Raw genomic sequence first — 14,415 nt, forward strand, 5'->3', positions numbered from 1 at the left:
CACTCCCAGGAGAGACCGTGCACGCTTCCCCCTCCCCCCGGATTCCCGTCGCCGTGGTCGGCGTGGGCGCTGTGGTGCCCGGCGCGACGGACGCGGCCGGCTACTGGCGGATCGTGACCGGCGGCCGGGACCTGATGACCGAGGTGCCCCCGTCCCGCTGGCGGGTGGAGGACCACTACGACCCGGACCCGGCCGCCTCCGACAAGACGTACGCCCGTCGGGGCGCCTTCCTGCCGGAGGTGGACTTCGACCCGATGGCTTACGGGGTGCCGCCCGCCAACCTGCCGGCGACGGACACCTCCCAGCTGCTCGCCCTGATGGTCGCCGACCAGGTACTGGCCGACGCCGGCGGACCGGCCGGGGTGGACCGGGAGCGGACCGGCGTCGTCCTCGGCGCGGCCGCCCTGGAACTCCTGCCGCACATGTACGGGCGCACCCAGCGCCCGCTGTGGCTCGCGGGGCTTCGGGAGAGCGGACTCGGGGAGGCCGAGGCGCAGGCCGTGTGCGACCGCATCTCGGCCCGTTTCGAACCGTGGCGGGAATCCACCTTCCCCGGGCTGCTCGGGAACGTCGTCGCGGGCCGCATCGCCAACCGGTTCGATCTGCACGGCGTCAACCACACCACCGACGCCGCCTGCGCCAGTTCACTGGCCGCCCTGTCCACGGCCGTCGGTGAGCTGGCGCTCGGCCGGGCCGACCTGGTGATCAGCGGAGGGGTGGACACCGGGAACGACATCGGCATGTTCCTGTGTTTCTCCAAGACCCCCGCGCTGTCCCCCAGCGGCGACTGCCGACCGTTCTCTGCCTCGGCCGACGGCACCATGCTCGGCGAAGCGGTCGTCATGTACGCGCTGAAGCGGTTGTCCGACGCGGAGCGCGACGGCGACCGGATCCACGCGGTGATCCGGGGCATCGGCACCTCGTCCGACGGCAGGAGCACGGCGATCTACGCCCCGCTGCCCGACGGCCAGGCGCGCGCCCTGCGTCGCGCCTACGAGGAGGCGGGTTACGGACCGGAGACCGTGGAGCTGGTCGAGGCGCACGGAACGGGCACGAAGGCCGGGGACACCGCCGAACTGGCCGCCCTCGGCGAGGTGTTCGGAGCGGCGGGCCGTCCGGACGGGCAGTGGTGCGCGATCGGCTCGGTCAAGTCGCAGATCGGCCACACCAAGTGCGCGGCGGGTGCGGCGGGGCTGCTCAAGGCGGTCATGGCCCTGCACCACAAGGTGCTGCCGCCGACCGTCAAGGTCGACCGGCCGAATCCGGCGGCCGCCACCCCGGACGGCCCGTTCTACGTCAACACGGAGACCCGCCCGTGGGTACGCCCCGCCGGGCATCCGCGCCGGGCCTCGGTGTCGAGCTTCGGCTTCGGCGGCAGCAACTTCCACGTCACGCTGGAGGAGTACGTGCCCTCGGCGCGCGGCCGCGCGGCCCTGCGCCACCGGTCGGCGCCGAGCGAACTCGTCCTCTTCAGCGGCGCCTCCGTGTCGGAGCTGGTGCCGCCGGGGACGGACGACGGCCGCTCGCTGGCCTCCCTGGCACAAGAGAGCCACACCTCCTTCTCACCCACCGACCGGGTGCGGCTGGCCGTCGTCGCCACCGACGGTGAGGACCTGCGGGAGAAATACGCGCAGGCGGTCGCGTCGATCCGGCAGCGGCCCGGCACGGCGTTCTCCACACCCGCCGGCGTCCGGTACGCGTCCGGGGAGCCCGCTCCGGGCCGTATCGGCTTCCTGTTCCCGGGGCAGGGGTCCCAGTACGTCGGGATGGGAGCGGGCCTCGCCATGCTGGCGCCCGCCGCCCAGGCCGTGTGGGACCGGCTCGGCTCCACCCGCTTCGACGGACGGCCGCTGCACCGGGTGGTCTTCCCGCCGCCCGCCTTCACCGATGAGGAGCGCGCGGACCGGCGGGCCCTCCTGGACGCCACCGAGTGGGCGCAGCCCGCCCTCGCCGTGCACGCGCTCGCACTGCTGGAGGTGGTGCGGGAGCTGGGCGTGCGGCCGGACTGCGTGGCGGGCCACAGCTTCGGTGAGCTGGTGGCTCTGCACTGTGCGGGTGTGCTGGACGCGGAGGCGCTGGTGGGGCTGGCCCGCCGCCGCGGTGAGCTGATGCGGGACGCGGTCACGCCGGGCGCGATGCTGGCCGTGGCGGCGGACCGCGCGCACGTGGCGGAGGTGCTGGCCGGCGGCGGATTCGGCGAGATCTGGTCGGCCAACCACAACTCCCCGCGCCAGGTGGTGCTTTCGGGTTCTCAGGAGGCCGTACTGCGCGCGGAGAGGGCCTTCGCGGCCGAGGGGACGGGCACGCGTCGGCTGGCCACGTCGACCGCCTTCCACAGCCCGCTGGTCGCCCCGGCCGCCGAGCCGCTCGCCTCGTACCTGCGCACGGTGCCGCTCACGGAGCCCGGGATCGAGGTCTACGGCAACGCCGACGCGGAACCGTATCCGTCGCACCCCGACGAGGTGCGCCGCCGGATCGCCGGTCATCTCGCCTCACCGGTGCTCTTCCAGGACCAGATCGAGGCGATGTACGCGGCGGGGGTCCGGACCTTCGTCGAGGTCGGCGCGGGCGCCGCGCTGACCGGTCTGGTCGGACAGATCCTCGGCGACCGCGAACACGCGGCCGTCCCCCTGGACCGGCCGGGCCGGTCCGGGGTCAGCACCCTGCACGCCGCGCTCGGCGAACTCGCCGTGCGCGGCGTCCCCCTCGACCTCGACAGCCTCTGGGCGCCGTACGGCACGCCCGGAGCCTCAGCGAAGAAACGCGAGCCCCGAATGACCGTGAAGATCAGCGGAGCCAACTACGGTCAGCTCCACCAGCCCCGCGCCGCATCCGCCGAGCCGTCGCACGCACCGGAGCGTGGGCCGGAAGGCCGACCGCGGACCGCCCCTGTGCACGCGTCCACCTCCGGCACCCCGGCGGTCCCCCTGCCCGCACCGGAGCCCACACCCGATCCGGCGAGCGCCCACGACGTCGTACCGTCACCGGGGCCGGGGCCCGTGCACGAGGCCGTCTCCCCTTACGCCGCCGAGGCCGTCGGCGCCGACTGGTACGCGGCGGTCGAGAGCGTCCAGCGGCACACCGCGGAGGCCCACGCGGCCTGCCAACGCATGCTGACGGACAGCCATGTGGCCTTTCTGCGGATGACCGAGACGACTCTGGCCGCGATGCTCGGAATGCCCCGCACGGGTGAGGTGCTCGACGCGGCGGCTCCCCCCGTGCCGCTGCCGCTGCCCCGGCCTTCGTCACCTGGGCGCGCGCCGGTGTCCGTGGCACCGGCTCCGGTCGCGGCCGGTGTCACGGCGGCCGTGCCCGTCCCTGCCGCCGCTCCCGTGGCCCCCGCGTACGCCGGGGCGGGAGCAGCGCCTCCGCCCGCGACGGCTCCGGCTCCGGCTCCGGCTCCGGCTGATGATGTCGTGCCCCTTTCGCCGTCGGAGCTGGAGGAGTTGCTGCTCTCCGTGGTGGCCCGGCTCACCGGCTACCCCAGCGACATGCTCGACATGGACATGGAGCTGGAGGCGGACCTGGGGGTCGACTCCATCAAGCGCGTCGAGATCTTGTCGGCCGTACGCCGTCAGGTGGGCGACCTGGGGGCGGGAGACGTCGGCCACCTCGGCAAGCTCCGCACCCTGCGCGAGATCGTCGAGGCGCTCACCGCCGGCGCCCGCCCCTCGGGGGATCCGGCGCCGGGCCCCCAGGACGCGGCCGGCTTCCCCGGGGACGCGCTCGCCCCCGTACCGGAGCCCCGCGGTGTGCCCGGGCCCCCCTCCGGCACCCCGGAGGTCGCCGGGCGCACCGCCACGCGCGCCGGGGCCGGTGGGACGGCGGCGCTGACGAGGCTGGTGCCGCGCGTGGTGGAGTCGCCGGCCTCCGGCCTGGCGACGGCCGGACTGCTGGACGGCCCCGTCGTGGTGACAGGCGAGGGCACGGACGGATGCGGGCTGACCGGTCTCGTCGCCCGGAAGCTGACGGAGCGCGGCGTGGACGCCACCGCGGAGGCGGAGGTGCCCGCAGGCACACGCGGTGTCGTCCATCTCGGCGGGCTGACCGCGGGCGACGGGCCGAAGGAGGCGACGGAGGTCCACCGGTCGGCGTTCCGCGCGGCGCGTACGGTGGCGGCGCGAACCGCCGCCGGGGGTGCGCTGTTCGTGACCGTGCAGGACACCGGGGGCGACTTCGGGGTCGGTGGCCGTGCGCCAGGCCGCGCGTGGCTGGGCGGTGTCGCGGGGCTGGCCAGGACCGCGGCGAAGGAGTGGCCGGACGCCTCGGTCAGGATCGTCGACTGCGAGCGGGGCGGCCGGGGCGACGAGGAGCTCGCCGGGGCGATCGTGCGGGAACTGCTCGAAGGCGGAGCCGACATGGAGGTCGGTCTCCGCGCGGACGGCACCCGCACGCTCCTGCGGACGGTGCCCGAGCCGGTGACGCCCGGCGACACGCGGCGGATCACCTCCGAGTCCGTGATCGTGGCCACCGGCGGGGCGCGTGGGGTGACCGCCGCCGCCCTCCTGGACCTCGCCAGGACCCACGGTCCACGGATCGTCCTGGTGGGCAGGACCGACCCCGCCGCCGAACCCGCGGAACTGGCCTCGGCGTCCGACGAGCCGACGCTCACCCGGCTGCTGGCGGAGCGCTCCGGCAGGGACGCGGCGGACTCCTCGCCCGCCCGGATCGCGGCGCGGGCCAGGGAGATCCTGGCCGCACGGGAGGTGCGCGCGACACTGGCGGCGCTGGAGTCCGCCGGGTCCCCCGTCCGGTACGTCCAGGCCGACGCCCGCGACGCCGACGCCCTGGCCGCCGCCCTCCGCGACGTACGCGACACGTGGGGGCCGGTCACCGGCATCGTGCACGGTGCGGGAGTCCTGGCCGACAAGCTGATCGCCGACAAGAGCGACGAGCAGGCCGAGCTGGTGATGTCCACCAAGGTGGACGGTCTGCGGGCGCTGCTGGCCGCGACGGCGGACGATCCGCTGGACTTGATCTGCCTGTTCTCCTCGGTGGCCGCCGTGTTCGGCAACACCGGGCAGAGCGACTACGCCATGGCCAACGAGGTCCTCCATCAGGTCGCGTCGGCCGAACAGGCCCGCCGCCCCGGCTGCCTGGTGCGGTGCATCGCCTGGGGCCCCTGGCAGGGCGGCATGGTCACGCCTGCCCTGGCCGCGCATTTCGGCCGGTCCGGGGTCCCGCTCATCCCCCTGGAGCAGGGCGCGGCCGCCTTCACCGCCGAGCTGGACGGCACCGCCGGTGAGGCCCGCGTCGTCCTTGCGGCCGGCGACGACCCTGCGGCCCTCTCCCCGGTCGGCGGCCCGCTCCGGGCGCAGGTGCTGGTCCGCTCGGACACCCTGCCGCAGCTGGCCGACCACGCTCCCGCCGAGGCCCCGGTGCTGCCCGTGGCCCTGGTCCTGAACTGGTTCGCGAGCGCCGCTACGGCCTGGCTGCCGGCCCCCGGACCGCTCGTCCTGCGCGATCTGCGTGTGTACAAGAAGTGCGCCCTGCCGGACCTGGCAGGTGCGGGCCACCGGCTCACCCTGTCGGGCAGCCGGGGCGCACCCGGTTCACCGTCGGCTCTGGAGGCGGAACTGCGGGGCGGGGACGGCCTGGCGCACTTCCGGGCCGTGCTGGACGCCGGGAGCGGGGAGCCGGACCCGGCGGCGTGGGGCGCCCCGGCCGGCCTGAGGCCGCTCGGCCGACCCGATGTGTACGACGGGAAGGTCCTCTTCCACGGTCCGCGTTTCCACGCCCTGCACGCGGTGCACGGCGTCTCCGAGCAGGGTGCCGATGCGACCGTCGCGGGCGTGCGCGCCCTGGACTGGCAGGGCGCGCACTGGACGGTCGACCCGGCCGCCGTGGACGGCGCGCTCCAGCTCGCCCTGCTCTGGGGCGAGGCCGTACTCGGGGCGGCCACGCTGCCCATGGCCGTCGCCGAGTGCAGGGTGCACAGGCGTGGCCCGTCGGACGGCACCGTGCGGTGTGTCGTACGGGGACGCAAGGCGCACGACACGGGGGCGCGCTGTGACGCGGCGCTGATCGACGCCGACGGGTCCGTACGGCTGGAACTGATCGGTGTCGAGCTCGTCCGCCGCCCCTCCTGACCGCGTCCCCGGACTCCGCCCCGCCGTGAAGTGAGTGCCCGCATGGATTTTGAACCGATCGCCGTCGTCGGCCGGGGCTGTGTGCTGCCCGGCGCGCTCGACCCGGACACCTTCTGGGAGAACATCTCCGCCGGCCGCAGCACGGTGACGGCTGCCCCGGCGGGTCGTTGGCGGTTGCCGCGCCGCTGGGCCATGGGCCCGGTGGACGACCACCTCGACCGCACGTGGACCGATGTCGGCGGTTACGTCGAGGGGTTCGAGTCCGTCTTCGATCCGGGCGGATTCCGGATCCCCCCGGAGCGGCTCTCCTCCCTGGACCCGCTCTTCCACTGGGTCCTGTACGGGGTGCGCCAGGCGCTGACGGAGGCGGGCCGCGTGGGGCCGGTGCCGCGCGGGGGCCTGGTGATGGGGAACCTGTCGTACCCCACGCAGGCCGGGGCGGCCTTCTCCGAACACGTCTGGCTGTCCGCGCAGCGGCCCCCGCTCCGTGACGCCCTGCTGAGGGGTGGACACCGGGCGCGCCCCGATGCGCGCAACCGCTTCTCCTCCGGGCTGCCCGCCCGGCTCGCGGCCCGTGCGCTCGGCCTCGGCGCAGGGGCGTGGGCCCTCGACGCGGCCTGCGCGTCCTCGTTGTACGCGATCAAGCTGGCGTGCGACCGGCTGCATGACGGCACCGCCGATCTGATGGTGGCCGGTGGGGTCAGCCGGCCCGATCCCCTCTATCTGCACGTGGGGTTCTGCGGCCTGTCCGCGACGAGCCGCTCGGGGCGCAGCCGCCCCTTCCACCGGGACGCGGACGGGCTGGTGCACGGTGAGGGCGCCGGTTTCGTCGCCCTGATGCGGCTGTCCGAGGCCCGCGCCTCCGGCGTGCCCGTGTTCGGTGTGATCCGCGGTGTGGGGCTGTCGAACGACGGGCGCGGTTCCGGGCTGATCAGCCCGTCGGAGGAGGGTCAGGTACGGGCCATGCGCCTGGCCTACGGCATGGCGGGCGTCGCTCCCGACTCGGTGTCGCTCGTCGAGTGTCATGCGACGGGGACGCCGGTCGGTGACGCGGTGGAGGTGCGGGGCATGGCCCGGGTCTTCGGGGCCGGTGACGACGTGCCCATCGGTTCGGCGAAGTCGAACGTCGGGCACCTGCTGGCTTCGGCGGGCGTGGCCGGGCTGCTCAAGGTGCTCGGTGCGCTGCGGGCGGGAGTCCGTCCGGCGACACTCGGCGCGGACCGGCCGCTGGACGCGCTGGCGGGCACGCCGTTGCGGGTGCTCACCGCTCCGGAGGAGTGGGCGGGGCCGCGCAGGGCGGCGGTGAGCGCCTTCGGGTTCGGCGGGACCAACGCCCACCTGGTCGTGGACCACGCGGAGGACGCTCCTCCGGCCGCGGTGCCGCGGCCTCCGCGCCGTGGGACGAGTGCAGTACGGCGGCCCGACGGGTCTTCCGGCGGCCGGGCGGTGGCGATCGTCGCTCTCGGCGCCCGGGTCGGCGACGGGACCTGTGTCGAGGACTTCCGCCGGGCGGTGCTGGGCGGTGAACGGCGCGGCCCCGCCACGGAGATCGCGGTGGAGCTCACCGGCCTGTGCTTCCCGCCGTCGGGGCTGGAGCGGACCGTACGCCACCAGCTTCTGGTGCTGGAGGCCGCTCGGGAGGCCGCACGGGCGGTGGTCCTGCCTCGCGAGCGGACCATGGTGGTCATCGGCATGGGGGTGGACCCCGAGGTGGCCCGGGCGGGCGCCCGCTGGCGGGTTCCGCACTGGCTGGAGCAGGCCGCCGGGCAGGGCGTGCCGGTGCCGCCGGCCGGCCCGTCCCGGGACGCGTTCGTGCCGCCCATGACCGCGGAGGGGGTGGTGGGCAGCATGCCGAACCTCGTGGCGAGCCGGATCAGTACCCAACTGGACCTGGCCGGACCGTCGTTCGCGGTGTCCGCGGAGGAGGCGTCCGGGCTGGTGGCGCTTGAGGTCGCGACGCGGGCCGTCCGGTCGGGGGAGGCGGATGCGGCGCTCGTCGGTGCCACCGACCTGTCCTGCGAGGCGGTTCACCGGGCGGCCCTGCGGGAGCTCGGGAGTGAGGGCGATCCGGGGGACGCGGCGGTCGTCCTGGTCCTCAAGCCCCTGGACGCCGCGCGCAGGGACGGCGACACCGTCGTCGCCCTGCTGGACGAGGGGGCCTGTGACGAGCCCGACATGGTCATCGGCGACGCCCCCGGAGCGGCGTTCGACCCGGCGTCGGCCTTCGGGCGGGCTCACGCCGCGTCCGGGCTGGTCTCCGTCGCGGTCGCGGCGGTCGCGCTCCAGCACCGCGCGGTGCCGCGTCCGGGCGGGCCCGCGGACACCGCGGCCGTCGCCCACACCGCGCGGGCCGTGGTGACGCCGATGGAGGGGCCGGCCGCGAGCGTGCGCCTGCGCACGGGTGACCCCCGGCCGTGGCTGCGGGGACCGGCTCCGCGTCTGCACGTCTTCTCCGGGGCCGACCGCCGGGAGGTGCTGGCCGCGCTGGACTCGGGTACGGAGTCCGGCGCCGGCCCGGCCCGGCTGGCCCTCGTGGTCGGCGGCGACACCGCCCTCCCGGACCGTAGGGCGGCCGCCCGCCGCTGGCTGACGGAGGGCGGGCCCCGCCCCGCCGATGTGCTGTACAGGGACGGGCCGGTCGACGGGCGGACCGCGTTCGTGTACACCAACGGCTCGGCCGCGTATCCGGGTATGGGCCATGAGCTGGCGCTCGCCCTGCCGTCGCTCGGCGAGGCCGTCCGGGACGGCCACCGGGCGCTGGGCACGCGGTTGCGGTCCGGGCCGGAGCCGGAGCGGGGGGTGCTCGGCCAGATCTGGGCCGCCGCCGAACTCTCCGTCCTGCACACCGTGTTCACCCGCGAGGTGCTCGGCCTGCGGCCGGACGCCGCGCTCGGGTACTCCTCCGGCGAGTCGGCCGCCCTGGTCGCGCTGGGGGCCTGGCCGGACGCCTCGGGGCTGTACGAGGCCACCCGGGACAGCGGTCTGTTCACGACCGAACTGACCGGTGAGCTCCGGGCGGTCCGGCGCCACTGGCAGCGACGGGGTATCACGGGCTCCCGGTGGTCGAGCTACCTGGTCAGCGTCCCCCTGGACGTAGTCCGTGCGGAGCTCGCCACGGAGGCCGCGGTCCATCTGATGGCGGTGAACGCGCCCGGGGTCTGCGTCATCGGTGGCGAGTCCCGGGCGTGCGCGGCTGTCGTGGCCAGGCTCGGCGCCAACCGTGCGATCGAGCTGGACTACGACATGGCGGCCCACGCACCGGAGTTGGCCGAGGTCCGGGAGGTGTGGCGCGAAGCCCACCGCCGGCCCACGGTCGAGGTCCCCGGGGTGCGGTTCTACAGCGGGGCCACCGGGCAGGCGTACCGGCCGACGGCCGAGCGTGCCGCCGAGGCGATCACCGCTCAGGGGCTGGGCACGATCGACTTCGCGGCCACGGTCGAGCAGGCGTGGGCCGACGGTGTCCGGCTGTTCGTGGAGCACGGGCCGAGGAGGCTGTGCACCGGCTGGATCAAGCGGGTGCTCGGCGACCGGGAGCACGTGGCCGTCGCGCTGGACTCCCCGGAGGACACCGGACTGCGCCAGCTGTGCCTGGCGGTGGCCGAACTCGTCGTCGCCGGAGTGCCCGTGCGGGCCGACGAGGTGTTCGCCCGGCTCGCCGAGGCCGCCACCGATCTCCCGCGGCCCGGGCCCACCGTCACCGTTCCCGTGATCCCGTCTCCGTGCCTGCCGCCGCCCGTGGAGCCTGTTGTGACGATCCTGCCCCGGGCCCCCGAACTGGCCCCGGTACCGGACGGGGGCCCCGGGCGTCCCTCCGCCGCCCCGCAGGACCGTGTTCCCCGGCCCTCCGCCGCACCGGCCGTCCCGCCTGCGCGGGACTCCGGCGGCCTCACCGCCCCGGCCGCTCTCGCCGTCCCCTCCCCCGGCACCGTGGAACAGCGGCTCCGGCCGCCTGCCGAAAGCGCGGAGGAGCGGGGGGCGGTGGGAGTGCGGGCCGCGGTCGCCCGGCAGAGTCTGCGGGTCGCCGCGCTGCACCAGGAGGTCTTGGCCGGGCACACGGAGGCTCATCAGCGGTTCCTGCAGGTGTCGGCGCTCGCCGTGACCGCGCTGACGGCCGCGGTGCCGCCGAACCCCGTTCCCGTACGGCGTCACGCCCCCGTCGGGCCTTCCCCGGCCGTCCAGCCGCCACCCGTGCCCGCCCCGAGGCCGGGTCCGGCGTTCGACCGCGCCCAGTTGGAGCACCTCGCCTCCCGTGAGATCTCCGCCCTGTTCGGCCCGCGCTTCGCCGAGCAGGACGGATACGCGGTGCAGACCCGGATGCCAGGGCCGCCGATGCTGTTCGCGGACCGGGTCACCGGCATCGACGCGGTGCCCGCGGCGCTCACCCTGCCGGATCCGGTGCGCACGGACGGAAGGATCTGGACGGAGACCGACGTGCTGGCCGACAGCTGGTACCTGGACTCCACGGGGCGCATGCCGGCCGGTCTGCTGATCGAGGCGGGCCAGGCCGATCTGCTCCTGCTCAGCTGGCTGGGTGTCGACCTCATCAACCGGGGCGAGCGCGCCTACCGGCTGCTGGGCTGCGAGGTGACGTTCCACGGCGAGCCGCCGCGAGCCGGGGACACGCTGTGCTTCGAGATCCATGTCGACGGTCATGCGGAGGAGGAGGGCGTCCGGCTGGCCTTCTTCCATTACGACTGTTACGTGGACGGCGAGCTCCGGCTCAGCGTCCGTGAGGGCCAGGCCGGGTTCTTCACCCCCGCGGAGCTCGCCGGCAGCGGCGGTGTCCGGTGGGATCCCTCCGAGCACGCGCCCGGCGACGACCTGCCGCTCGACCCGCCTGCCGTGCGCTGCGGACAGACCCGTTTCGGCACGGACCGGGTGCGGGCCCTCGGGGAGGGGCGGCCGGTGGACTGCTTCGGGCCGGGCTGGGAGGCGACGGCGGCCCATGTCCGCTCGCCGAGGCTCGACGAGGGCCGGCTGCGGCTGCTGGACGAGGTGACCGGCTTCGACCCGGCCGGCGGCCCGTGGGGCCGGGGCTATCTGCGTGCCGAGACCGCGTTGTCGCCGGACGACTGGTTCTTCGCCGGACACTTCAAGAACGACCCCTGCATGCCGGGCACTCTGATGCTCCAGGGCGGCCTCCAGGCGATGGCGTTCTATCTGACGGCCATGGGCTTCACCGTCGACCGGGACGGCTGGCGCTTCGAACCGGTCAGCGGGATCCCCTACACGGCGATGTGCAGGGGCCAGGCGACCCCGGAGGGCCGGCGGGTCGTCTACGAGGTGTTCGTACGCGGCGTCTCGGCAGGGCCGGAACCGACGCTCCACGCCGACGTGCTGGGCTCGGTGGACGGGACGAAGGCGTTCCTGGGCCGCGGCATGGCACTGCGGCTGGTACCCGACTGGCCGCTGGATCGGTGGCGGCACTCGGGCCCGCCCCTCGTCCAGGCCGGCGGAGACCCGGTGCCGCTGCCGCGGCTCGGCGGGCTGGCCGGGCACCGCGAGGAGAAGCCGGTGGCTGTGGCAGCCGACGGATTCCCCTTCGGCTACGCCTCGCTGCTGGCGTGCGCCTGGGGCAGGCCGAGCGAGGCGTTCGGCGCCATGTACGAGCCCTTCGACGGCACCCGCAGGGTGGCCCGGCTCCCCGGACCGCCGTACCACTTCATGAGCCGGATCGCCTCCGTGGACGGGCCGCAGGCCGGGATGCGGGAGGGCAGCACCGTCGTCGCGGAGTACGACGTACCGGCGGAGGCCTGGTACTTCGAGCAGAGCGGTGGCCACACCGTGCCGTTCGCCGTGCTCATGGAGATCGCGCTGCAACCCTGCGGGTGGCTCGCCTCGTACGTGGGCAGCGCGCTGACCACCGGCATGGACCTGCTCTTCCGCAACCTCGACGGGTCGGGGACGGTCACCGGCGAGGTGACCCCGGTGACGCGTACGGTCCGTACCCGTGCCGAACTGACGCGTGTCTCGCGCAGCGGGGACATGATCATCGAGTCGTTCCGGGTGTCGTGCACGGCTGACGGCGTGCCCGTGCTCGAACTCTCCACGGCCTTCGGTTACTTCCCTCCGTCGGCCTTCGAGGACCAGCAGGGTCTCGCGGCGTCGGCGGACGACCGGGCACGCCTCGACGAGCCCTGCGGCCGTACGGTCGATCTGACCGCCCGGCCCGCCCGGTACTGCGCCGGGAAGCCGTGCCTCCCGGGTCCCATGCTGCTGATGCTGGACCGGATCACGGGCTACTGGCCGGACGGGGGGAGCGCGGGACTCGGCCGGTTGCGGTCGGAGAAGGACGTCCGCCCGGACGCCTGGTTCTTCCAGGCCCACTTCTTCCAGGATCCGGTGCAGCCCGGCTCCCTGGGCCTCGAGGCCATGTGCCAGCTGCTCCAGTACCACCTCATCGAACGGGGAGCGGGCGACGGCATCCCGTACCCCAGGTTCGAGCCGGTGCTGCCCGGCCGTGACACGGCCTGGACGTACCGGGGCCAGATCACGCCTGCCCACCAACTGATCCGGGTGGACATGGACATCGTGGAGAGCGGCACGGACGAGCGGGGCCCCTATGCGGTGGCGGACGCGTCGCTCTGGGGCGATGACACATGCATCTACCGGGTACGTGGGCTCGGTATGCGCGTGGTGTCCGGGGCGGACCGTCCACCGCACACGTCACCCGGTGTTCCGCCCCGCGCGGACGGCCCACGGCATTGACGGTGCGCGCAGCCCGTACCCGCTCCTTCCGCGCAGCGCCGCACGCGCGGCGTTGGCGCCGGGGGCTCCGTGCACGCCGCCGCCGGGGTGGGCCGAGGCCGACGCGAGGTACAGGCCCTTCACCGGTGTCTCGGGCCGCCCGGTGCCGGCCGTCGGGCGGAACACCAGTTGCTGGTGCGCGGCTGCGGTCCCGCCGTTGATCGCGCCGCCGTGCAGGTTGACGTCCATGGACTCGATGGTGGGCGGCGCGAGGAGACGCCGGGACGTGATGCGGGAGCGGAATCCGGGTGCCCAGCGTTCGACCTCGTTCTCCATGCGGTCGGCCATGGCTTCCTGCTCGCGCCGGTCCCATCGCCCCGTAAGGCCGTCCTCGCCCGCGTCCCCCTTGATCCTGTGCGGGACGTGGGTGTACGCCCAAGCCGACTCCGTGCCGGCGGGCGAGCGCGTGGGGTCGGCGGTGGTCATCTGCCCGAAGAGGAGGAAGGGGCGGTCGGGCACCTGGCCTGTCGCGATCTGGGCGGCGAAGCGGGTGAGGCCGTCGACCCCGTCGGCCAGGTGGACGGTTCCCGCCGTGGACGCGTCCCCGGCGGTCCAGGGCACGGGACCGTTCAGCGCCCAGTCGACCTTGAACGTTGCGAAGTCCCACTGGAACCGGCGCAGGTCGCTCAGCATCCGGCCGGGCAGGTGCCGTGCGCCGACCAGTTCGCCGTACAGCGCCGGCGCGGACACGTCGGCGAGGACGGCACGGGAGGCCGGTACGGCTTCGCCCCCCGCGGTGCGTACGCCGACGGCGCGTCCGCCGCGTACGACGACCTCGGTCACGCGCTCTCCGCAGCGGACCACGCCGCCGTGCCGTTCCAGCCGGCGCACCAGGGCCGCTGTGAGCGCCCCGGCTCCCCCTACCGGCACCGGGAAGCCGTAGGTCTGGCCGAGCATGGACATGAGCCATCCGTAGCCTCCGCTTCCCGCGGCCTCCGGGCCGAGGTCCGCGTGCAGCGCGTTGCCCGCGAGGAGGAGCCTGCCCCCCTCGCCGCGGAACTCCTCCTCCCCGAGGCGGCGCACGGGCAGCACCATCGTCCGTGCCATCCGCAGACCGCCGGACGCCCGGAGCCTGGCGGCGAGACGGAGGGCGGAGCGTACCGGCGGGAAGGGGGTGAACAGGGCCCGCAGGATGTCGGGACCCAGGCGGCTCCACGTGCCGTACAGATCGAGCCAGGCTGCCCCGTCGCCCGCCGCGAACGTGTCCAGCCCCGCCGCTGTGTCCTCCGCCCCGCGTTCGAGGACCGCGCACCGGCCGTCCGGCAGCGGATGCGCCAGCACGCGCGGGGCGCGGCTCCATCTGAGCCCTTCCTCGTGGAGCTCCAGGCCGCCGAGGACCGGGGAGGCGGCGGCCAGCGGGTAGAAGGCGCTGAAGAGGTCGCTCACGTAGTCGGGATGGACGCCGCGGTCGCTGCGGACCGCGCCGCCCGGCTCCTGCTGCGCCTCCAGCACCTCCACGCTCCATCCCGCAGCGGCGAGGAGATTCGCGGCGACGAGGCCGTTCGGCCCCGCCCCGATGACCACCGCGTCCGGCATCGATACCTCCATGTGTTCCCGACGTTCCTGGTCCGCCCGGCCC

Annotated in this window: 3 protein-coding genes; 2 read left to right on the top strand and 1 reads right to left on the bottom strand. The window is 75.0% G+C overall.

Annotated elements, in window-relative coordinates:
- Window positions 1–17: 17 nt before the first annotated feature.
- Both ACIP63_RS17705 and ACIP63_RS17710 read left to right on the top strand, forming a co-directional pair.
- The gene (locus ACIP63_RS17705; RefSeq protein ID WP_401516537.1) at window positions 18–6,089 is read left to right on the top strand and encodes an SDR family NAD(P)-dependent oxidoreductase; all 6,072 of its coding nucleotides are present in this window, start codon (window positions 18–20) and stop codon (window positions 6,087–6,089) included.
- A gap of 42 nt (window positions 6,090–6,131) precedes the next feature.
- Window positions 6,132–12,797 (top strand): beta-ketoacyl synthase N-terminal-like domain-containing protein, encoded by a 6,666-nt coding sequence (locus ACIP63_RS17710; RefSeq protein WP_401516539.1) that lies wholly within the window; start codon window positions 6,132–6,134, stop codon window positions 12,795–12,797.
- Here ACIP63_RS17710 and ACIP63_RS17715 read toward each other — a convergent pair.
- Window positions 12,756–14,372, bottom strand: a complete 1,617-nt coding sequence (locus ACIP63_RS17715; RefSeq protein ID WP_401516937.1) for a phytoene desaturase family protein — start codon at window positions 14,370–14,372, stop codon at window positions 12,756–12,758. The two genes, ACIP63_RS17710 and ACIP63_RS17715, sit on opposite strands and share 42 nt — an antisense overlap.
- Window positions 14,373–14,415 lie beyond the last annotated feature (43 nt).

Source organism: Streptomyces sp. NPDC088746, assembly GCF_044751065.1.
Taxonomy (GTDB): Bacteria; Actinomycetota; Actinomycetes; order Streptomycetales; family Streptomycetaceae; genus Streptomyces.